Here is a 21,964-nt window from a genome sequence, read left to right as displayed (position 1 = left end):
GATCCTTTTTCTTTTCTAGCTAAACTTCTATTTAACCTGGCAATCTTTTTCTCATATTTATTTAAAATTCTAGGATTAGCTTTTTTCTCACCATCCGAAGTAATGGCAAACTCCTTAAGTCCCAGGTCTATACCTATTTTTTTATCTACCTCAGGTAATTTTTTGATTTCCTCTTTAACTGCTATTGATATAAAATATTTGTCTGTATTAGTCTTAGTTACTGTCACATTTAATATTTTGCCTTTAACTTTTTGAGATTTACTGTATTTAACCCACCCCAATTTAGGCAGGTTAATCTTATTATCTTTTATTTCAATATTGGTAGTTCCACTTTTTCTAATAAACTTATTAGTCCGATAAGAATTTTTAATATTCTTTTTAGATTTAAACTGAGGAAAATCATATTTGCCGCTAAAAAAATTATTAAAAGCTTTATCTAAATCTTTAAGAGCATTTTGTAAAGCAAATTTATCTGGCTCTTTTAGCCAAATTAATTCTTTTTTTAATTTTGTTAGCTGCTTAGAATATTCAGTATATGTTTTATATTTATCTTCTTTAGCTTTTGCAAGAAAATGGTTATATATATACCTTGTACAACCAACTGATTTGTTTATTAATATTTTTTGTTTTTTATTAGGATATAGCCTGAACTTATATCCTTTTTCTCTTACAATTTTTTTACTTGTCATGCTTTCACCTCCTCACTAATATTATACCATAAGCAAAGAGGTTAAACAAACATCCGTTCTTGTGTTTTTAGATTATTTTATAGCTAAACATAATACTTAAAATTCAATACCGTCTTCTCTTTCCTAGGAGCAAGCCCACCGAGGTTTTCTAGTAGACTTTAACTCAATCACCAAGTTCACCTTTCTCATACAGGATTGCTGTTAAAGCTGTAATCCCAGCAGTTTCTGTTCTCAAAATTCTGGGACCAAGAGTAATAATTTGGGCACCCAGTCCAGCTTTAAATTGATTTACCTCTGCTTCAGAAAATCCACCTTCCGGGCCAATAATTAATAAAATTCTGGCTTCAGCAGCAACATTATTTTCTTTAAAAAACTGTTTGATTGAGTATTTTTTTTCATCTTCCCATAAAAGTAAAATATAATCAAATTCTTCTTTTAAATTACTTAAATTATCAGTACTGTAAAAATCTTTAATCTCAGGAATCACTGCTCTACCCGATTGTTTAGCAGCAGCTTCGGCAACTCTCTGCCAGCGGCTCTGTTTTTTATTCTTCTTTTTGTGGTCATACTTTACAATAGTTCTTTTACTTTCTAATGGAATTAAACCTGCAAAACCAATTTCAGTTGCCTTTTCAACTATTAAATCCATCTTACTCTTTTTGGGCAGTCCCTGAGCCAGCCAGATCTTTGTTTTAGCTTCAACATCTGCTTTTTCTTTAGTTAGAATTTTAAGTTCTGCACCTTCATCGCTATACTTAAGTATTTCTGCTTCCATATCAAAACCATTACCATCAGAAAGAATAACCCTGTCACCTATATTTAGGCGCAGGGAATTTTTAAGATGGTTATAGTCATTTCCAGAAATAATTATAGTTCTACCAATTTCAGTACTCTGATCTATAAAAAATCTATGCATTTTTTTCACTCCATTGTTTAGAGTTGCTTATTATTAATATTTAAACTGTTGAAAATAATTACGCTTAAATATTAATTGCGTCTTTTATTTTTTTTAAAAAGCTTTTATGCTCCGGGTTTATTTCTTCACCACTAATTTCTGCAAATTCTGCCAGCAGTTCTTTTTGTTTGTCATCCAGGTCCTTTGGAATCATGACCTTAGCTTTTATATATTGATCTCCACGACCATAACCGTTTAGATGAGTAATTCCTTTGTTCTTTAATCTAAAGGTTGTACCCGGTTGAGTCCCCTCAGGAATATCAAACTGAACCTTACCCTCCAGGGTAGGCACTTTAATCTTATCACCTAATGTGGCCTGCACAAAACTAATTGGCACCTCACAGTAGACATCATCACCCTTGCGGTCAAAGATTTCGTGATCCTGAACATCAATTACTATATATAAATCTCCTGCCGGGCCACCTTTTTCTCCAGCCTGACCTTCTCCGGACATCCGTAGTCTGGTTCCAGTATCAACACCAGCCGGAATATTTACAGTTAATTTCCTCTGTTTTCTTACCTTACCAGAGCCATTACACTTATGACATGCTTCTTCAACAATTTTCCCATCTCCACCACATTTGGGACAGACTCTGCTCTGAGTAAACTGGCCAAATGGAGTCTGCTGACTGCTGCGCACCTGTCCCTGACCATTACATTCAGGGCATGTTTTTACATCAGTTCCTGGTTCAGCCCCACTGCCATCACAGCGATCACATTCTTCTTCCCTGGGAATTCTAATTTCTTTTTTACCGCCAAAGGCAGCTTCTTCAAAAGAAATTTCTAATCTGTACTGGAGATCGGCTCCACGGCGGGGTCCACTTCTTCTGCGGCCGCCCATTCCACCGCCAAAACCGAACATATTAAATAAATCATCAAGACCACCGAAGCCACCCTGAGCAAAATCATCAAAGTTGAAGTCCTGATCATTTATACCTGAATGTCCATACTGATCATAACGTGCTCTTTTATCCGGATCACTTAGTATCTCATAAGCCTCAGAAATTTCTTTAAACTTTTCTGAGGTATCTTTTTCCTGATTCATATCAGGATGATATTTTTTGGCAAGCTTACGATAAGCCCGCTTAATTTCTTTTTGATCGGCATCCCGGTCAACACCGAGCAGTTCGTAATAATCTTTTTTTGCCATCTTAAAATCACCTCTCTATAAAAAGAAAGAGAAAACAGTTATAGGGAGAGTCATACTCTCCCTAAACTGGTATATTCTTTTTCTTATTTATTAGTTAATTTCTGATTTATTTTTCTTCCTCTTCGTCATCTACTTCTTCAAAGTCTACATCGACTGTATCATCATCTGCATTAGCCTGACCTGCTCCAGCTCCCGGCTGTGGACCTGCCTGTCCCGCTCCGGCTCCTGGCTGAGCTCCAGCTGCACCAGCACCAGGCTGAGCTCCTTCAGCTTGAGAATACAATTCGGAACTTAACTCTGTTAATTCATCAGTTAAAGCTTCCATTTTCTCTTTGATTTCTTCAGTTTCAGCATCTTCATTTGCTAAGACTTCTTTTAACTCTTCTTTAGCTGCTTCAACCTTATCTTTAATTGCAGAATCAACTTTTTCTCCTGCTTCCTCTAGAGTTTTCTCTGTTTGATGAACTAAAGCATCTGCTTCATTGCGTGTTTCAATTTTTTCTACCCGCTTTTTATCTTCTTCAGCATGTTCTTCAGCATCTTTTACCATTTCTTCTATTTCTTCGTCAGATAAACCGCTTGTAGATTTTATAGTGATCTTCTGCTCATTACCTGTACCTTTGTCTTTTGCAGATACATGAACAATACCGTTTTTATCAATATCAAATTCTACTTCAATCTGAGGTACTCCACGTGGTGCAGGTGGAATATCAGTTAATTGGAAACGGCCCAGTGTTTTATTATGCTGTGCCAATTCTCTTTCACCCTGCAGTACATGGATATCTACACTTGTCTGATTGTCAGTAGCTGTAGAGAATATCTTGCTCTTTGAAGTAGGTATTGTTGTATTTCTATCAATTAATTTAGTGAACTTACCACCAAGTGTTTCAATACCTAAAGATAATGGTGTAACATCAAGTAGTACAACATCATCTACATCTCCCGCTAAAACACCAGCCTGAATTGCAGCACCAACTGCTACAACTTCATCAGGATTAATACCTTTGTGTGCATCTTTCCCGATCAAGTTTTTAACTGCTTCCTGAACAGCAGGAATTCTGGTAGAACCACCAACAAGAATAACTTCATCTATATCTGATTTATCCATACCAGCATCTGCAAGAGCTTTGCGGGCTGGATCCATTGTCTGTTCAATTAAATCAGTGATTAGACTTTCAAACTTAGCTCTTGTTAAATCAATATCTAAGTGCTCAGGCCCTTCATCAGTTTGAGTAATAAAAGGCAAATTAATATTTGTCTGCTTAACACTGGAAAGTTCTATCTTGGCTTTTTCAGCCGCATCTTTTAAACGCTGAAGTGCCATTTTATCTTTCTTTAGATCAATTCCAGTTCTATTTTTAAATTCTTCTGCTAAATGGTCGATGATTCTCTGATCAAAATCATCTCCACCAAGGTGATTGTTACCATTAGTTGCGATAACTTCGAAAACTCCATCTCCAATATCAAGAATGGAAACATCAAAGGTACCTCCACCAAGGTCATAAACTAAAATAGTTTCTTCACCTTTATCATCAAGACCATAAGCTAAAGAAGCAGCTGTTGGCTCGTTGATAATTCTTTCTACTTTTAAACCTGCAATTTTACCAGCATCTTTTGTTGCCTGACGCTGAGCATCACTGAAGTAGGCAGGTACTGTAATAACAGCTTCCTCAACATCTTCACCTAAATACTCTTCAGCATCCCTTTTTAATTTCTGTAAAATCATTGCTGAAATTTGCTGTGGAGTATATTCTTCTCCATTAAGTGTTGCTGTAAAATCTGAACCCATTTCTCTTTTAATTGAAGAAATTGTCTGATCAGGATTAGTTACTGCCTGACGTTTTGCATGTTCACCGACAATTCTTTCTCCCTTTTTAGAATATGCTACTACAGAAGGAGTAGTTCTAGCACCTTCTTTATTAGGAATAACAGTAGGTTCTCCACCTTCCATTACTGCCACACAGGAATTAGTTGTACCTAAGTCAATACCAATTACTTTACCCATTTTATATTCCTCCTTAGAAAATTGTTGTCAAAATACTTAACAAAAAACCAGATTAATAATAAATAGAATTTATAACAAAATTATTGAAACTTCAAGACTTTATTTTATCCGGCTACTTTAACCATCGCCGGTCTAATTACGCGATCATTGAGACTAAAACCCTTTTGAACAACCTCAACTACAATTCCTTCTTCAAATTCTTCACTTTCAACTCTCATGATTGCCTCATGATATTCAGGGTTAAATTCTTCCCCTTCTGCCAGAATTTCTTCAATACCCTGATCTTTTAGAGTTTTTAAAAGCTGTTTGTAGATCATCTCTACTCCCTGGTAAAAATCATCTACTCTGTCCTCCGCCTTCAAAGCCCGCTCAAAATTATCAATTACCGGCAGCAAACTGGCACAGAGTTCTACTTTCCCCTGGGTTGTCATCTCAGCCTTTTCTCGCTGACTTCTTTTGCGGTAATTAACAAAATCAGCCTGTAAGCGCTGTAGTCTGCTTAATAAATCATCTATTTCGGCATCCATTTCTTCAATCATTTCATTTTTTTCCTTAACTTCCTCAATTAATTCTTCCCGGGAAAGCTCCATCTGGATACCATTTAGTTCTTCTTCATTTAACTCTACCTCAACCTCAGCATTTTCTGCCTCTGCTGCAAAATTATTATTTTCTGCAGTTTCATTATTTTCGGGATTCTCAACTTTTTCTTCAAAATTATTATTTTCTTTTTTATTGTCCATAATTATCACCCACTAGCTTTAGAAATTAATTTACTTAAAATATCAGAAATAACATCCACCGAAGAAATAACACGTGGATATTCCATTCGGGTGGGACCAATAACACCAATTTTTCCAACTGCTCGCTCAGAAATATAATAAGTTGCAACAACAAGTGAGCAGTTTTTAATATCTTCAACTTCATTTTCCTGACCAATTTTAATTTCAAGATCAGAACCAGAAATACTATTAATAATTTTATTCAGCATTTCTTCCTGATCAAGTAATTTGAGCATCTTCTTGACTTTTTCCAGATCATTAAACTCCGGCTGCTCTAAAATATAGGAAGTACCTCCCAGATAAACTTTAACTCCACCAGGTTCAAATGCACCTTCAAACTCATTATAAAACTGTTTAAACAAATCAACAGATAGGTCAACTTTTGCCAGAAGCTCTTTTTCTACTTCTTTTAGATAATTAGTATCTAAATTGGCAAGTAATTTATTTTCTAACTTTTCGCTTAAAAATTTATTAAGATAAGAAATTTTAGCTGTAGATAAACTCTGATCAAGATTAATAATTTTATTATTAACCATTCCTGTATCTGTAACCAGAACTAAAAGCAGAGAATTATCTGCCAGCTGCATTATTTCAACTTTTTTTAAACGACTGACCTGACTTTTGGGCTCACTAACCATCGCCGTATAATGAGTCATATTAGAAAGCATTTTTGCCATACCAGAAATAATATCCTGTACATCCTGAAGATCCTGATATAAATTTTCCACATTTTCGATTACTCCAGGAGCTTCATTTTTCTTCCTGCTGATAAGCTGATCAACATAATAGCGATAGCCTTTATCAGAAGGTATTCTTCCTGCAGATGTATGGGGCTGTTCCAAATAACCTAAGTCTTCCAGATCAGCCATTTCATTTCTGATAGTTGCAGGACTTACATCCAGATTATATTTTTTTGCAAGTGTCCTTGAGCCAATTGGAGATGCAGAAATTATATGTTCCTGAATGATGGCCTGCAGTATTCGCTTTTTTCTCGGATCTAATTCCTCAACCATCATTTCTCACCTCTTTTTTTAGCACTCGATTAAGGAGAGTGCTAACAGCTAATAATAAAATAACACATTGATATTTTTTTGTCAAATAATTATTGGAATTAATCAAGTAAAAATTTAAGAAAAACTTTGTTAGCTACTTCTTTACCTCGATCCGTCAGATAGATACGCTCATTTCCTTCTTCAATTAAATTATTCTCTTTTAATTCTGCAATCTCTTCTTTATATAGAGATTTAAAATCGACTTTAAATTGACAGTAAAATTTATGATAAAATAAACCTTTTGCTGTTCTTAAAGCAAGAAATGAGTATTCGGCCATCTTCTCTTTTTTGCTCAAACAGTTTAATTCTCTAATTTTTATTTCCTGGTTTTGTTTGTTTTGTCTAAATCTACCTGCTGGTTGACTAACTTCACTCTCCAAAAACTCGGCAAAGGATAAATTTTGTGGATTATAATATTTAAGATACAAACTTAAATCAGACAGATTTTGCGAGCGGCAGTTACCATCAAAAGCTGCTGCTCCTGGACCTAAGGCCAGGTAAGGCTGATAGAGCCAGTAAATATAATTGTGACGGGCTCTATATCCTCTACGGGCAAAATTAGAAATCTCATAATGCTGATAACCAGCAGTTTTTAATTTTTTTAAAGCCAATTCATACATTTCTGCATCAACTTCTTCTGTCGGCAGTTTAAGTTCCCCCTGATTATAGCGCTGATAAAAAGGAGTATTCTCATGTATTTCAAGATTATATAACGAAATATGAGGAGGATTAAATTTAAGCATCTCTTCTAAATCAATTTCGAACTCTTTTAAACTCTGTTCAGGTAGAGCAAAAATTAGATCAGCACTATAACTATCAAAGTACTGATCAACTAAAGTTAATATTTTTTTATTATTCTCACTGCTACTTCTGCGCCCTAAAAAATTTAAATGCTGATCATTAAAACTCTGGATCCCAACACTTAGACGGTTAATTCCCGCTCTTTTTAAAGCAATAATTTTTTCTTCTGTAATAGAAGCCGGATTAATTTCAATCGTAATTTCGGCCGCCGGAATAACTCTAAACTTATTTTTAATCTTTTTAATCAATTCTCCTATAAAAAAAGGAGCTACTAGAGAGGGAGTTCCTCCTCCCAGATAAATAGTCTGCAGTAAATGGTTATTTACTTTATGAGTTAATTCCTCTAATTCCATAAAAAGGGCGGCCCAGTAGAGGTCCACCCTTTGTTTTGAATATTTAACTGAATAAAAATCACAGTAAGGGCATTTACTGGTGCAGAATGGAAGGTGAATATATAGTGCATTTGCATTTTCAAATTTTAAATCAGGCATTTTCATTCCTTTCTAAAACTGTCATAAATGCTTCCTGAGGAATTTCGACACTTCCAACCCGTTTCATCCGCTTTTTACCTTCTTTTTGTTTTTCAAGTAATTTACGCTTGCGGCTGACATCTCCACCATAACATTTCTGCAGTACATCTTTGCGCACAGCAGGAATATTGACTCTGGCTATGATTTTTCCACCAACTGAAGCCTGAATTGGAACTTTAAACATATGTCGGGGGATTACTTCTTTTAATCTTCTAACAAGATCATTACCCCGCTGATACGAATCTTCTTCATGAACGATTATAGATAAAGCATCCACAACCTCTTTATTAAGTAAAATATCAAGTTTAACCAGATTGGATTCTTTGTATCCTTCTAATTCGTAATCCAGGGTTGCATAGCCTCTGGTTCGTGATTTTAACTGGTTAAAAAATTCTGTAATAATTTCACTTAAAGGCATTTCATATTTTAAAGTTACTCGATCCTGATCTATATACTGCATATCCTTAAATTCACCCCGGTTGTCCTGACAGAGCTCCATCGCCTGGCCCACATATTCTTCCGGTAGATGTATTTCTGCAGTAACAAAAGGTTCTTTTATTTTATCAATTTCACTTTGATCCGGAAAAGCAGCCGGATTTTCTATTTTCAATTCTTCACCATTCTTTTTAATAATTTGATATTCTACACTGGGAGCAGTAATTACTAAATCCAGATCATACTCTCTCTCCAGTCTTTCCTGAATAACCTCCATATGCAGCAGACCTAAGAAACCACAGCGGAAACCGAAACCAAGGGCTTCAGATGTCTCTGGCTCAAAGGTAAAAGAAGCATCATTAAGCTGCAGCTTTTCTAAAGCTTCTTTTAAAATTTCATAATCCGCATTATCTGTTGGATAAAGACCACTAAATACCATAGGCTGTACTTTCTGATATCCGGGAAGGGCTTTTTCGGTAGGATTATTCTTTAAAGTAATTGTATCACCTACTCGACAGTTGCGTACATCTTTGATTCCCGAAATAATATAACCTACTTCGCCGGAACTCAATTCATCTTTTTTCTGCATCGCGGGATCAAAAAATCCAACCTCATCCACTTCATAACTTTTTTGATTGGACATCAACAAAATCTTATCTCCCTTTTTAACAGAGCCTTCCATAACTCTAACATAGGCAATTACGCCCTGATAGGAATCATAGAGAGTATCGAAAATCAATGCTTTTAAAGGTTGATTTATTCCATTATATGGCTCTGGGACACGCTTAATAATTGCCTCCAGAATTTGATCAATATTTGTTCCTTCTTTTGCACTGGCCAGAATTGCCTCATCAGGGTCAATACCGATATCTAATAGCTGTTCCTTAACCCTCTGCGGATTGGCTGATGGTAAATCAATTTTATTAATAACTGGAATGATTTCCAGGTCATGTTCCAGGGCCAGATAAATATTGGCCATTGTCTGAGCTTCAACTCCCTGAGCAGCATCAATAACTAAAAGAGCTCCCTCACAGGCAGCCAGACTTCTGGATACCTCATAGGCAAAATCTACATGACCAGGAGTATCAATTAAATTCAGCTCATAACCCTGATGTTCAATTGTCACCGCCTGAGCTTTAATAGTTATGCCTCTTTCTCTTTCTAAATCCATTTTATCTAAAACCTGTTCCTGCATTTTGCGATCTGTAATTGTACCTGTATATTCTAACATACGATCAGCAAGAGTCGACTTCCCGTGATCAATATGAGCAATTATGCAAAAGTTTCTAATCTTATCAGTCTGCAAAAAAACTTCCTCCTTTTATACTAAAACTTTTTGCCGGATTAATTATACTATCCACAGCACTTTAATTATATTATACTTAGGCTGATTAATCAATTTTCTTTTTTAACTCCATTTAAGTTATAATTTATTAATCTCATTTTAAGAGAAGCTGTTTTTTGAATTTAACTCTTGCATTTTAGATAACAACATGTTAAAATTGAAATGTTGCAAATTAAGTCTGAGACTATAAATACTTACTTTTAAGAGGGGGTGAAGTTAGATGCCTATTATTAAATCTGCTAAGAAAAGAGTTAAGGTAACAGAAAAGAAAACTGCTCAAAATCGCGAATGGAAAGATAGATTAAAAAATGCGATTAAAGATATGGAAAAGGCAGTTGAAGCAGGGGACAAAGAAGCTGCTGCAGAACAGTTAAAAGAGACTAAAAAGGTCATCGATAAGGCTGTAACTAGAAATATTATTCATAAAAACAATGCAGCCCGCAAAAAATCCCGCCTCACAAAGATGTATAATAATATGTAATTTTAATTTTAAATTTAGGACAAATGTCCTTATTAAAATATATCTAAAAGATAGCTATCTTTTAAATTATTAAACTCATCCAGCTGGGTGAGTTTTTATTTATCTATAATAAAAAGTTCAGCCTCTAACAAACAGGCTGAACTTTTTTTAGATTTAATAAGCAATTGATTTGATTATAATCATTTCCAGAGCCGTATTCTGATCCGGATAGTAACCTGTCAAAAAGTGGTAGTTAGCTCTTAATATTTCATCCAATATTTTTTCTAATTCTTTCTGGGTAAAGTTCCTACACCGCTGCAGTGATTTTTTTACCGGATAGGGATGTTTACCAATTTTTTTAGCAATCTTATAATTATCCTGAGTGTACTGACTGTAAAATTTAACCTGCATTAAAAGCTCAATCTGATTTTTAAGCATTGTCAGCAAATATAAAGGATAAACTCCCTTGTTTAGCATTTCTTTTAAAGTCAAAAGAGCCTGATCAGTTTTTTTGTCACCAATTAAATCAAGAAAGTGGAAGATTTCTTCATCTTCTAGAAATTTTTCTCTGCTGATGATATTTTTGAGATCATAATAAGAAATCTTTTCCTGATCTGGATAACGTGTTACTACCTTTTCAATTTCACTATTCAATATTTCCAGTTTATTGCTGAACATATTTTCCAGCATCTTTACACTCCGGCTGTCAATTTTTTTATTATTTTCCCTAAAACGAGCAATAATCCACTGATCTAAATCTCGATAACGGGGAGTTTCAAATTCCTGATATTCTGCAATTTTTTTTAAACTTAGATAAAACTTTTTTCGTTTATCCACTTTATTGGCTGTTAAGAAAAGCAGACTGGCACTCTGATCAATGTTTTTAAAAATTTTTAATTGTCTCTCCTGCTCACTCTGATTTAGAGAATCATCCTCTGTAAAATGAGAAATTATAAATCGCTTTTCTGCCCCCATTGGAGGAGTCTGAACAGCATTTGAGAGTCGTTTTAAATATTCATCACCGGGATTAACATAAGAAAGATTGAAATCTCTAACTGCCTCCGGCACAAATTTTTCAATAAATTTCTCTTTAAATTTATTTCTGAGATAAGAATTATCTGCATAAATATAATATAATTTTTTTGCTTCTTTTTCATTTTTAATAAACTCTTCTAAATCCATCTAATTTCACCCCAACAATATTTCGTTATTTTTCTTCCTTCTCTATTTTAACATATCTAAACTTTTCTCTCCAGTTTATAGTCTTAAATAAAAGTTAGTTTCCTATCTAAAGCAGTTAAAATAAATATTCTGTCCATCAGAAATCAATTTAATCATTCCCCTCTGATCAGTACGCAGATAGCTAATTGATTTTCGCTTAAATCTTCTAATAACTTCTGCTGAAGGATGACCAAAGTTGTTTCTGCCAACCGAAATAACAGCCAACTCAGGTCTGACTGCATCAAGCAGTATCTCACCACTAGATGTTTTACTGCCGTGGTGACCGGCCTTGAGAACATCAATTTTGTCCAAATTATAATCCTTTACTATTCGGGCTTCTCCTGCCTTAGATAAATCTCCGGTAAATAAAAATTTATTTTTTCGATATCTAAGTAGAAAGACTATAGAGTTTTCATTTCTATCTTCTTTGATCCTATTTGACTCAGGATTTAAAATTTCCAGGCTGCAGCCAGCAATTTTAAAATGAACACCGGCAGTTAAGAAATATAATTTAGAATTACCCTCACTAAGACCTTCTGCCAGCTGGTGATGCAATTTAGTTCTCTCATGATAGGGAGGAATCATAATATTTTTAACCTTTTTCCGCTGCAGTAGATGCGGAAGTCCTCCGGCATGGTCTGCATCAAAATGACTGATCATTAAATAGTCTACAGTACTAACACCGAGGTAATTTAAATAGGAGATAATACTGTATTCAATATTTCTGCCTTCCTTCCCGGGGGGACCGGTATCAATTAGCATATTTTGCCCACCTGGAAATTGAATAAAAATTCCATCTCCCTGACCTACAGCCAGAAAATTTATTTCTAAATTATCTGGAGGGGGATTATAAAATAAAAAGGCAATTATTAAGAGTAAAGAAATTGGGACTATTTTCTGCCATAATTTATATTTTCTGGCCTTAAGCCAAATATATCTTTTTCGATAAATAAAAGGAATGGCAAAGAGAAACAAATAATAAATAAAGATAGTAATTAATTTCGGCCTTGCAATAACCAGAGGCCTTCCCTGAATTAAAGTCATTAATTCAAAACCATTAAATAATAGTTTTAATCCCAGCTCAATTAAAATTGCCAGCGATCCAAAAAAATTTAAGCTGACTAGCGAAAGTAAAAGTAAAATAAAGATTAAGGGCAGTAAAACTGTAATATAGGGAATAGCCCAGAGATTTGTAACTAAAGCAATAAAGGCATATTCATTAAAATAATAGGCTGTGATTGCCAGTGAGGCCAGCTGGGCTGCCAGAGATACTGCTAAAAAGCCAGGCAGCCAGCGATTTAAAACCGGAGTTAAATAAAACAAAGCCAGAACCAGGATATAAGAAAGCTGTAAGGAAACCGTAAATAAGGCCTGGGGATCGAGCAGCAGATTAATAATCAAAGTTAGAGAAATTATATTTAAAAAATCTCCTTCCCGATTAAATTCGTCAGACCATAAAAACAGAAGCGCCAGCAGTGCTGCTCTAATAATTGAAACAGCAGCCCCTACCAGAATAATATAGATAAAAGTCAAAAAAGAGAGTAAATAAAGAGCATTTCTTTTCTTTGAACAGAGCTTAAATAGAATAAAAGAAAATGTTAGAATCAAAATTCCCATATGCAGACCCGAAATAGCCAGTAGATGGCTGGCCCCTGAATTTCTGAGTAAAGATTCCTGTTCATAACTTAAATATTCTTTTTCCCCCAGTAAAATTGCTTTGATAAAAGCAGCATTATCCTCAGTAAATAACTGATTAATATTATTCAAAAGGAGCTTTTTGACTTTAATAATTAGATTTTTTAGGGATTTGTTTTTTCTGATTAGGCTAATATTTTCTGGATTCCAGCCCTGTAGATAAACACCTTTTCTTTTTAAGTATTCTACATAAGAAAATGAACCGGGATTCAGAGCAGGAGCCGGTTTTGTTAATTCCAGTTCTAGAGTAATCAAATCTCCATCATTGAATCTCTTTAATTTTTCTGAAGTAATTATAGCACTACCATATTTTACTCTTGTCCCATTAACTGAATATACTTGAAGATAAACTTTATCACTCTCTAGATCTCCAGGATCCAGTTTAATTTCTGCCAGCAGCTGACTCATTCCAGAGTCAGCAAAATTATGGAGAGAATACTTACTTCGATACTGATATTCCTGATAACTATATAAAAGACTGCCCAGAAACAAAAATAAAATTGCAAGCCAGGTATAAATTGATTTTTTTGAAATATTTAATTTAAAAACTGTATAAAAACATAAATAAATAGTTTCAGTAATCAGTAATATTTTTAAACTTAAAATCAAATTATGACTTAATAAAAAATAACTACTTAAAATTCCTGCTGTTAAAGCTGCCGCCAGATAGAAAGCCGGTCTTCTTATAATTTTCACTGTAAAACAATCTCATCTTTAATATTTTCCAGTGTTTTCTCTCCAATTCCACTAACTTTTAAGAGATCTTCTTTTCGAGAAAAATAACTATTCTGCTCTCTATACTTAATAATTGCTGCCGCTTTAGAAGGACCAATACCACTTAATTTTTCTAATTGACTCTGATCAGCCTGATTGATGTTTATTAAATCACTATCACTGGAGGTAGAATATTTATTGAGCAAAAAATTATCTTTATTCTGTGAATCGGAAAATTTAAAATCCCCCTGAATCTGATTAATTTCCTGCTGGTTATTTTTTGATATTTCGGGAATATTTAATTTTTGCCCATCATATAACCTTTCAGCTAAATTTATTTGCTTTAGATCAGCATTTTCCATAAGTCCGCCAGCTGCTCTGATTAAATCTACAAGTCTATCATTTTTATTTAGTTTATAAACTCCTGCATTTTTGACAGCTCCGGCTAAATGGACAACTATTTGAACATTATTCTCTTTTTCCACATTTTTTTCTGCTACACTGCCTGCTTCTAGAAGATTTAAATTGGCTTCCGGATTTAAAGTCGTACTCTGCTGAATGTTTTGATTATAATAACGAAAACACAACAACAGCAATCCGACAACTAAAATAAAAATTACTCTTTTATTTTTGAACATAAAAACACCTCCTAAAGGCTTATTCGAGATAAAATTTAGATTTCCTGTAATTTTTTTACATTTAATATAAAAAAATATAGCAGCCTGAGCTGCTATTAATTAAATCTGTCGCAAGTAATCCTTGATTTTTTTAATAATTAAATCATTTGCTATCTCATTTAAACCACCATGTGGAATAATTATATCTGCCTGATATTTACTCGGTTCTACAAATTTTTGATGCATAGGTTTTACAGTTTTTAAATACTGATTTTTAACAGATTCAAAGGTTCTGTCTCTTTCTTTAATATCTCTGCTGATTCTTCTAAGTAACCTGATATCAGCATCTGTATCTACATAAATTTTTAAATCAAAAAGATTTTTTAAAGATTCATAATGAAAGATTAAAATACCTTCTACAATAATAATTGGTGCTGGTTCTACTTTTTTCTTCTTTCCCAGCCGCTCATTTGTTTTATAGGAATAAACAGGTCTTTCTACTTTTTTACCACCCTTTAACTCCTGCAGCTGCTTGACCAGCAGTTCAGTCTCAAAAGAATCCGGATGGTCAAAATTAATTTTATGATCTGCTACCTTAAAATGGCTGCGGTCATGATAATAATAATCATGCTTTAAAATAGTTACTTTATCCTGAAAAGAATCTTTTAAAATTCTTGCAAGTGTTGTTTTACCTGATGCAGTTCCTCCTGCAATTCCAATTAATAATGCACTCATTCAGTTAACCCCTTCATAATTTGATTAATTATTTTTGAAAAGTATTTAAAAATTTTTGTCTCAGTTTTGATATTATATTTTTATTATTTATCAAATCCACTATCTCCTCATTGAATAAACAGCTTCTCAGCAACATCTAAAAGAAGATCCTTTTTTAACTGCCCGGGCAGTAAATTACTCGTTTTGATAAATGCAGGCAATTTTCTGGAAAAACTTTCATTTTTTTGCTGATAGTTCTCTCTGACTATCTCTAATAATTCTTCAAAATTATAAATTTGATATCTATCAATTTTTAAAAAAGATGCCATTTCCTCCAATAATTGGGTCACGATTACACTATAACTTGCCTGATAATTTAGTTCTAATAAGTTAACCAATTTAGGAATCAAATTCTCGAAAAAAGAACGAAGATATGGTTCTTCTGTTAGAGACAGCTGTTTTAAAAGTCTCCTGATAATCTTTTGATCAAGATTCAATAAATAATTTATAAAATATTCTTCCTCTTTTTCGATATTCAAATAATATTTACTTCCACTTAAGTTTTTAAAGTATTTCATCGTATCATAGTAACCCATTTTGATATTTTTGCGCGCATTTTGCTGATCAAAATTAAGCATTCTTCCCAGTTCCTGACTGGGATTAATAAATATCAATTCTTTATCCTGATCAGTCTTTTTTTCAATATCTCCCAGGCTATAAGTTCTAATTGCAATAATTTTTTTATAACCCTTATTTTGAAGAGTTTTAAGAGGTAAATTTTCATAAAATCCACCATCAATTAAAATTTTGCCGTCTATCCGCTGCATTTTAAATGCAGGTAAATAAGAGCTGGCCATAATATAATCCAGTACTTTTCCTTCTGGAATATCTTCTATAAATAATTCAAGAGGTTTTAAATCACTTAAAGAGAGGGTAACTATAGCAAAATCAATTTTAGAATTCCTCAAACTTTCTTCATCAATATTTTTTTCCAGAATTTCTTTTAAAAAAGAATTATCAAGGCCACGATTTTGCAGTACCTCTTTAGCTTTATTGATAAAATATGATAAATTATTCTGATTGATGCTCAAATTTAAAAGTTCAGATAAATATTTATCTTCTATATCCAAAACTTTGGAAGTCGAAATATTATACCAGTAATCATAGGCAATATCTAATTTATCCTGGACAAACATCGCTCCATTCATTGCCCCAATGGAAGTGCCTGCAACTGCATCTATTTCAATATTAAGTTCGTTGAGAGCCTTAAGAGCGCCAATATGATAAGCTCCTTTGGCTCCACCACCTTCCAGCACCAATCCATACATTATAATTCTCCCCATTCCCTATATTTTGTAATATAATAAAAATGATAGAAAATAAAAGCTTAAACAAAAATAAACTACAGTCTCCAGACTGCAGTCAAAATGGCGGGAATGTGTGGGAATCGAACCCACCACAGACAGGTCCGCCTGCCTGCCGTTGGATTTGAAGTCCAGGATGTCCACCATGGACACAGCCACTCCCCAAGATTTTCTCTTATAATTTTAACATGATATTTCAAGTTATTCAAGCAGTTACAACAAAAGATAATAGCCTATTTAAAATCAAATTTTTCACCTAAATATTAAACTCATAACTCTAAATTTTCACCTGGATAGCGATAATCCTCTACTCTTTTAGTAATTTTTATTTGGTCCGTTTTTTCCAGTAAAGGTAAAGCATAACGCCTGCTGCTGTCAATTAAATCCCTGAATTCAGCCAGGTCAATACAGTCGTTTTCTCTAAAATATTCTTTAAACATTTCATTAAGTTCATTTAGTACACTAATGTGAAAATATAATTCTGCTGATAGGCGAATTAAAACCCCTTCATTTTCCAGATAATCAAATAATTCTTCTTCAAGTTGATAATAATTAAACATCTCTGTTCTGGTCGGTGGAGAAAAAAGATGCTTTTTATATTTTTTGATGACTTTATCTTTAATTTCCTTAATTTCAGGACTTAGTTTTATTTGAAAACTACTGTGAGCAATTAAATTGTTTTTTTCTTTTAGAAGTTCTTTCTTATATAATATCTGAAGTAAAGAATTTAATTCATTTTTCTTTAATTTAAAATCCAGACGGGAACGAAGTTCTTCCTTTTTTATACCCGGTTTCAAACTATATTCCTGATGATAATCAGAGACAATTTTCAATATACTATTTTCTATATCTTTTAACTTGCTTTGATGAATATAACTTTTTTCAGGAGCCAGTTCCAAAATTTTTTCTTCAGCAGTCAGTTTGTTTAAAATTTCTTTTAAACTTTTAGATTTTAAAGCACTTTTCTTTTTTAACAATTCAATTTTTGCCGGCTCATTTTGCCTTTTTTCGATAAATAATTCAACTGCTCTTCTGATAGAAGCTTTATTTAATTCTTTTAATTTCTTTACAGTTTTGCTATTATCGACTTTCCGGCTGGGAGGAGGATCCAGTTCTAAAATTTCTCCGCCACCAATTGTGTTCAGAGGAGAAATACGCCTCAATACAAATTTTTGCTTAAAAACCAGAGCTGCTGCTTTTTCAAGTATTAATTTAATATAAACCTTTTCTCCCGGAAAAGCTTCTTTTTTATTGTATAAATATATTCTTCCCCTTGTTTTTAGAGCTGCAGTATGAAAATGAATCTGATCCCCGTTTTTTACTGTAAAATTTAGATCATCTAACAGCCTGAGTTCTCCCTCAAAAAATTTGCTTTTTAAAAGAGAGTTTGACTCAGCAATAATATCCCCTCTTTTAATTTCTGATTTATTTATTCCACTAATATTGATTCCGACTCTGCTGCCTGCATTAATCTGCTGCTTCTCACAGCCGTGGCTTTCCAAACTTTTAATTTTTAATCTTTTTTTCTCGGGATAAAGACTTAGTTCATCTCCTGACTTAAGCTGACCGCTAAATAAGGTTCCAGTCACTACTGTTCCTAAACCTTTGAGACTGAAAACTCGATCAACTGGGAAATAAGTAATTTCTGATCGCTGCTGCTGATCCATTTTTAAGGCAGTCTTGACTATTAAGTCTTTAAGTTCTATAATTCCCGCCTCTTTTGTAGAAGAAACTCTGACAATTTCTGCAGTTTCTGCAAAACTATTTTTTAAATGATCTCTCAAATCCAATTCTATTAACTGCAGCCATTCCCTGTCCACCAGATCGATTTTAGTCAGCACAATAATGGCTTTTTTTACTCCCAGCAGATCCAATATAGCCAGATGTTCCTTAGTCTGAGGCATTACTCCCTCATCTGCAGCCACTACTATCAGAGCCAGATCAACCCCGGCTGCAGCAGAAAGCATTTTATTGACAAATTTTTTATGCCCCGGTACATCAACAATTCCCAGTTTCAAATTTTCTGCTCTAGTTTTTTCGTTTTCCAGCTGGGAAAAACCATTTTCTATCGAAATTCCTCTTGTTTTTTCCTGGTCCAGTCTGTCGGTCTCATCTCCAGTCAGGGCTTTGATTAAAGTGCTCTTACCGTGATCTATATGTCCTGCAGTACCAATTATCAAATTTTTTTTCACTTAAAACACCTCTGCCAGCACTTTATTTATTGAAATAGCAAGCTCCTCAAGCTGATGCTCAAATACTGTTTTTAAATCAAAAATTATCAGTTCATTCTGGATTCGGCTGATTACAGGGGTTTTTAACTGTCTTAATTTATACACAAACTTTTCCGGACTCAAATCTCCTGTTTCAACTGCCAGGGCATAACTTTTAAAAGTATTCAATGGATAAGCACCACCCCCGACCTTTGCTTCTGATTCAATTATTGTAAACTTGACTCCAGCTGGAGCCTCAATTTTAGCTTTCAGCTTTTCTGCTCTGATTTTAGCTTTTTCCGCCTTTTCTGTCAGTATTTTTAGGGTGGGAATCTTTTGCAGCGCCTCTTCCAGATTATAATATAGTTTTAAAGTTTCTTCCAGCGCAGCCAGAGTCATTTTATCAACTCTTAAAGCTCGCATCAGTGGATGCTGCTCAATTTGAGAAATGAATTTTTCTCGACCAACAATAATTCCAGCCTGAGGTCCCCCTAACAGCTTATCTCCACTAAAGGTCAGAATATCAATTCCTGCTAAAATTTCTTCCTTAACAGTGGGTTCCTCGGGCAGTCCATATTCCGAAAGATCAAATAAAATGCCGCTGCCAAGATCTTCAATTACGACTAAATCATGCTGATGGGCTGCCTTAACCATCTCTTCTGCACTGACAGAATGAGTAAAGCCCTGAATCCGATAATTACTGGTATGAACTTTAAGTAGAGCTCCTGTTTTTTCACCAACTGCAGTTAAATAATCCTTTAGATACACTTTATTTGTAGAACCAACTTCTTTTAAAATTGCTCCACTGCTCTCCATAACTTCAGGTATTCGAAAAGAACCACCAATCTCTACCATTTCACCTCTAGCTATAATTACTTCTCTGTCTTCTGCAATAGTTTTTAAGACCAGCATAACAGCTGCTGCATTATTATTAACCACCACTGCAGATTCTGCTCCCGTTAAATCTCTGAGCAGCTGCTTAGTTCTTTTATATCTATAACCTCTTTCACCATTCTCTAGATCAAATTCCAGACTCGAATATTCTGCGGCAATTTCTTTAACTTTATTTAAAGCATTTTCCGGAAGTAAGGATCGACCCAGATTGGTGTGGAGAATTATGCCGCCAGCATTAATAACCCTTTTTAGCCCCTCATTATCTTCTGCCTCCAGTCTTTTTGAAACTGAAATTAATATTTCTCCAACTTTTAGTTCCTGACAATCAATATCTGTTTCTTCCATTTCTGCTTTTTCAGCAAGTATTATTTGTCTGATTTTTTCAAGTTCACTGCGCAGAGTTTTTAAAAATCTAGTACGCGAATATTTATTAATTATTCTATCTGCCTGTTCTGCTGCTAAGAAATCATTAACCGCCGGAATAGATGATAATAATTTTTGCCTGTTCATTTTATTTCCTCCAGATTTTAAGCATTCTAATAATATTAATTCTCGAAATACCGGGTAATTCCTCTTAAAATGCAGATTAAAATAGGAAACCCACTCTGCTCACAAAACAGAGTGGGTTTCTCACTTCTCCATTCTTAAATAACATTTAATTATTTAAAATGAAGTTTGTCGAGGGAATTTCGACAAATTTATTTAATTGTTTTTACCCAGAGACCGCGTTCATAACCTTTACTGTGATCTGTTTCCAGACAATTAAAACCGAGTCCCTGATAAAAACAAATTAATTTTTCATTTTCCAGAGAAGAATAAAGCTGAAGATAATGAGCATTTAACTCCTTTAATTTTTCAACTGCCTGCTGAAAAAGCATTGTTCCCAGACCCTGATTCTGATAGTCAGGCGAAACGGCAAATCTTTTCAGGAGGTAGCGTTTATCGCTAATTTCTTCCAGTCTGAGTGAGGCAATTATTTGTTCCCCATCACTTAGAACCAGAACTATATTATTCTCTAGATCCTCTTTTACGGCCTCCAGTTCTTCCTGGAGAGCGGAATTAATAACTTTTTCTTGATCATTCTGCTCACATTTTTTCTTTGCATAATCTGCAAAAGCCTGCTGCATCAAAATATGAATTTCTTCTGCATCAGCTAAAGTACCCTGTCTACATGTATATTTGGACTGCCTGCTCACTGCTGTCATCATCTCAATCACTCCTATAATGTAGCTGTCATGACAGCTTTTATTGTATGCATTCTATTTTCTGCCTCATCAAAAACTTTAGAATATTTACTTTCAAATACCTCTTCTGTAACTTCCATTTCTTCTAGCCCATATTCTTCATATATTTTCCTGCCATTTTCAGTCTCGATATTATGATGAGCTGGCAGACAGTGTAAAAATATAACATCAGGGTTTTCTGTCATTTTTATCATATCCATATTTACCTGATAGGGAGTTAAAAGCTCAATTCTTTTTTTGAATTCAGATTCTTCACCCATCGAAACCCAGACATCAGTATAGATTGCATCTGCCCCTTTAACACCTGCTTCTACATCAGCGGTTAGTTTAATCTCAGCTCCTGACTCTGCTGCCAGATCCTTACATTCTGCCACCAGCTCTTTCTCAGGCCAGAGTTCTTCTGGAGCAACAATAGTATAATTTACTCCCATGATTGCTGAACCGACCATCAGCGAGTTAGCCATATTGTTGCGGCCATCCCCCGTGTAAACCAGATTAAGTCCTTCTAATTTACCAAAGTTTTCTTTTAAAGTTAAAAAATCAGCCAGGATTTGGGTTGGATGGTAAAGATCAGTCAGTCCATTCCAGACAGGAACCCCTGCATATTCACCCAGAATTTCCACAGTTTGATGTTCATAACCTCTAAATTCAATTCCATCAAACATTCTTCCTAAAACTCTGGCTGTATCAGCCACAGTCTCTTTTTTTCCTAACTGAATATCATTTTTACCCAGATACTCGGGCATTCCACCTTCATCCTTTGCTGCAACTGCAAAGGCACATCTAGTTCTGGTAGATGGTTTCTCAAAAATCAAGGCTATGTTTTTTGCTTCCAGACTATTTCCTTTTATTCCTGCTCTCTTTTTAGCTTTTAAATCTTCTGATAAAGTTAATAGATAATTAATTTCTATTTTTGAAAAATCCTTCAATGTTAAAAAATTTCTTCCCTTTAAGTTATAAGCCATCATAATCTCCTCCTTGAATTCTCTCTGGCATAAATATCCTCTTCTACCCTGCTCACTGCTCTAATTTACTTTAATAATTAAATTGCTAAAACTTTTAGTTAAAAAACTTATCACCTGCATAAAAC

Annotated in this window: 18 protein-coding genes and 1 tRNA gene; 1 reads left to right on the top strand and 18 read right to left on the bottom strand. The window is 34.2% G+C overall.

Annotated elements, in window-relative coordinates; genetic code table 11:
* The 8 genes from DFR79_RS10545 to lepA form a co-directional block, all read right to left on the bottom strand.
* A partial coding sequence (locus DFR79_RS10545) for an RNA-guided endonuclease TnpB family protein (protein WP_133515453.1) occupies positions 1-689 on the bottom strand: 689 nt, incomplete at its 3' end.
* Between the two features lie 163 nt (positions 690-852).
* On the bottom strand, positions 853-1,605 hold the full coding sequence (locus DFR79_RS10540) for a 16S rRNA (uracil(1498)-N(3))-methyltransferase (protein WP_133515452.1): 753 nt from the start codon (positions 1,603-1,605) through the stop codon (positions 853-855).
* Positions 1,606-1,669: 64 nt separating this feature from the next.
* On the bottom strand, positions 1,670-2,794 hold the full coding sequence (dnaJ, locus tag DFR79_RS10535; protein WP_133515451.1) for a molecular chaperone DnaJ: 1,125 nt from the start codon (positions 2,792-2,794) through the stop codon (positions 1,670-1,672).
* 106 nt (positions 2,795-2,900) lie between these two features.
* Positions 2,901-4,799 (bottom strand): molecular chaperone DnaK, encoded by a 1,899-nt coding sequence (gene dnaK, locus DFR79_RS10530; protein WP_133515450.1) that lies wholly within the window; start codon positions 4,797-4,799, stop codon positions 2,901-2,903.
* 104 nt (positions 4,800-4,903) lie between these two features.
* Entirely contained in the window at positions 4,904-5,539 is a 636-nt protein-coding gene (gene grpE / locus DFR79_RS10525; RefSeq protein WP_133515449.1) for a nucleotide exchange factor GrpE, read from the bottom strand.
* Between the two features lie 5 nt (positions 5,540-5,544).
* A complete protein-coding gene (hrcA, locus tag DFR79_RS10520) occupies positions 5,545-6,594 on the bottom strand; it encodes a heat-inducible transcriptional repressor HrcA (protein WP_243727776.1) in 1,050 nt (349 codons plus the stop codon).
* A gap of 95 nt (positions 6,595-6,689) precedes the next feature.
* Positions 6,690-7,922 (bottom strand): radical SAM family heme chaperone HemW, encoded by a 1,233-nt coding sequence (hemW, locus tag DFR79_RS10515; RefSeq protein WP_133515448.1) that lies wholly within the window; start codon positions 7,920-7,922, stop codon positions 6,690-6,692.
* A complete protein-coding gene (lepA, locus tag DFR79_RS10510; protein ID WP_133515447.1) occupies positions 7,915-9,702 on the bottom strand; it encodes a translation elongation factor 4 in 1,788 nt (595 codons plus the stop codon). The genes hemW and lepA overlap by 8 nt, the downstream gene beginning before the upstream one ends.
* Before the next feature lie 259 nt (positions 9,703-9,961).
* Here lepA and rpsT point away from each other — a divergent pair, with 259 nt between their 5' ends.
* Positions 9,962-10,222, top strand: a complete 261-nt coding sequence (gene rpsT / locus DFR79_RS10505; protein ID WP_133515446.1) for a 30S ribosomal protein S20 — start codon at positions 9,962-9,964, stop codon at positions 10,220-10,222.
* Positions 10,223-10,375: 153 nt separating this feature from the next.
* Here rpsT and holA read toward each other — a convergent pair whose 3' ends face one another.
* The 10 genes from holA to argF all read right to left on the bottom strand — a co-directional run bounded on the left by holA (position 10,376) and on the right by argF (position 21,839).
* Positions 10,376-11,383 carry a DNA polymerase III subunit delta gene (gene holA, locus DFR79_RS10500; RefSeq protein WP_133515445.1) on the bottom strand — a complete coding sequence of 336 codons (1,008 nt, stop codon included), beginning with the start codon at positions 11,381-11,383 and terminating at the stop codon, positions 10,376-10,378.
* 102 nt (positions 11,384-11,485) lie between these two features.
* Positions 11,486-13,813 carry a DNA internalization-related competence protein ComEC/Rec2 gene (locus DFR79_RS10495; RefSeq protein WP_133515444.1) on the bottom strand — a complete coding sequence of 776 codons (2,328 nt, stop codon included), beginning with the start codon at positions 13,811-13,813 and terminating at the stop codon, positions 11,486-11,488.
* Positions 13,810-14,469: a helix-hairpin-helix domain-containing protein gene (locus DFR79_RS10490; protein WP_133515443.1), complete on the bottom strand. Its 660-nt coding sequence runs from the start codon at positions 14,467-14,469 to the stop codon at positions 13,810-13,812. The genes DFR79_RS10495 and DFR79_RS10490 overlap by 4 nt, the downstream gene beginning before the upstream one ends.
* 99 nt (positions 14,470-14,568) lie before the next feature.
* Complete coding sequence (gene udk, locus DFR79_RS10485) at positions 14,569-15,183, bottom strand: uridine kinase (protein ID WP_133515442.1); 615 nt, start codon at positions 15,181-15,183, stop codon at positions 14,569-14,571.
* Positions 15,184-15,290: 107 nt separating this feature from the next.
* The gene (locus DFR79_RS10480) at positions 15,291-16,490 is read right to left on the bottom strand and encodes a patatin-like phospholipase family protein (RefSeq protein ID WP_133515441.1); all 1,200 of its coding nucleotides are present in this window, start codon (positions 16,488-16,490) and stop codon (positions 15,291-15,293) included.
* Between the two features lie 100 nt (positions 16,491-16,590).
* A tRNA-Sec gene (locus tag DFR79_RS16130) sits at positions 16,591-16,689 on the bottom strand.
* Positions 16,690-16,795: 106 nt separating this feature from the next.
* Complete coding sequence (gene selB, locus DFR79_RS10475) at positions 16,796-18,718, bottom strand: selenocysteine-specific translation elongation factor (RefSeq protein WP_133515440.1); 1,923 nt, start codon at positions 18,716-18,718, stop codon at positions 16,796-16,798.
* Positions 18,719-20,140, bottom strand: coding sequence for an L-seryl-tRNA(Sec) selenium transferase (selA, locus tag DFR79_RS10470; RefSeq protein ID WP_133515439.1), 1,422 nt, complete (start codon positions 20,138-20,140; stop codon positions 18,719-18,721).
* Positions 20,141-20,328: 188 nt separating this feature from the next.
* On the bottom strand, positions 20,329-20,838 hold the full coding sequence (locus DFR79_RS10465) for a GNAT family N-acetyltransferase (protein ID WP_133515438.1): 510 nt from the start codon (positions 20,836-20,838) through the stop codon (positions 20,329-20,331).
* A gap of 11 nt (positions 20,839-20,849) precedes the next feature.
* Entirely contained in the window at positions 20,850-21,839 is a 990-nt protein-coding gene (gene argF, locus DFR79_RS10460) for an ornithine carbamoyltransferase (protein ID WP_133515437.1), read from the bottom strand.
* Positions 21,840-21,964: the final 125 nt, after the last annotated feature.

Origin of the sequence: Halanaerobium saccharolyticum, from assembly GCF_004362045.1 — a bacterium.
GTDB classification, from domain to species: domain Bacteria; phylum Bacillota; class Halanaerobiia; order Halanaerobiales; family Halanaerobiaceae; genus Halanaerobium; species Halanaerobium saccharolyticum_C.
This window is presented reverse-complemented; position numbering and strand designations above follow the sequence as displayed.

Bases quoted from the DNA above. Each gene is read 5' to 3' on its own strand.
- dnaJ (WP_133515451.1), bottom strand. From the start codon at position 2,794: ATGGCAAAAAAAGATTATTACGAACTGCTCGGTGTTGACCGGGATGCC.
- DFR79_RS10465 (WP_133515438.1), bottom strand. From the start codon at position 20,838: ATGATGACAGCAGTGAGCAGGCAGTCCAAATATACATGTAGACAGGGT.
- selA (WP_133515439.1), bottom strand. From the start codon at position 20,140: ATGAACAGGCAAAAATTATTATCATCTATTCCGGCGGTTAATGATTTC.
- hemW (WP_133515448.1), bottom strand. From the start codon at position 7,922: ATGCCTGATTTAAAATTTGAAAATGCAAATGCACTATATATTCACCTT.
- grpE (WP_133515449.1), bottom strand. From the start codon at position 5,539: ATGGACAATAAAAAAGAAAATAATAATTTTGAAGAAAAAGTTGAGAAT.
- holA (WP_133515445.1), bottom strand. From the start codon at position 11,383: ATGGATTTAGAAGAGTTTATTAAAAATGAAAAAGAAGCAAAAAAATTA.
- DFR79_RS10490 (WP_133515443.1), bottom strand. From the start codon at position 14,469: ATGTTCAAAAATAAAAGAGTAATTTTTATTTTAGTTGTCGGATTGCTG.
- dnaK (WP_133515450.1), bottom strand. From the start codon at position 4,799: ATGGGTAAAGTAATTGGTATTGACTTAGGTACAACTAATTCCTGTGTG.
- hrcA (WP_243727776.1), bottom strand. From the start codon at position 6,594: ATGATGGTTGAGGAATTAGATCCGAGAAAAAAGCGAATACTGCAGGCC.
- udk (WP_133515442.1), bottom strand. From the start codon at position 15,183: ATGAGTGCATTATTAATTGGAATTGCAGGAGGAACTGCATCAGGTAAA.
- rpsT (WP_133515446.1), top strand. From the start codon at position 9,962: ATGCCTATTATTAAATCTGCTAAGAAAAGAGTTAAGGTAACAGAAAAG.
- DFR79_RS10480 (WP_133515441.1), bottom strand. From the start codon at position 16,490: ATGTATGGATTGGTGCTGGAAGGTGGTGGAGCCAAAGGAGCTTATCAT.
- argF (WP_133515437.1), bottom strand. From the start codon at position 21,839: ATGGCTTATAACTTAAAGGGAAGAAATTTTTTAACATTGAAGGATTTT.
- DFR79_RS10540 (WP_133515452.1), bottom strand. From the start codon at position 1,605: ATGCATAGATTTTTTATAGATCAGAGTACTGAAATTGGTAGAACTATA.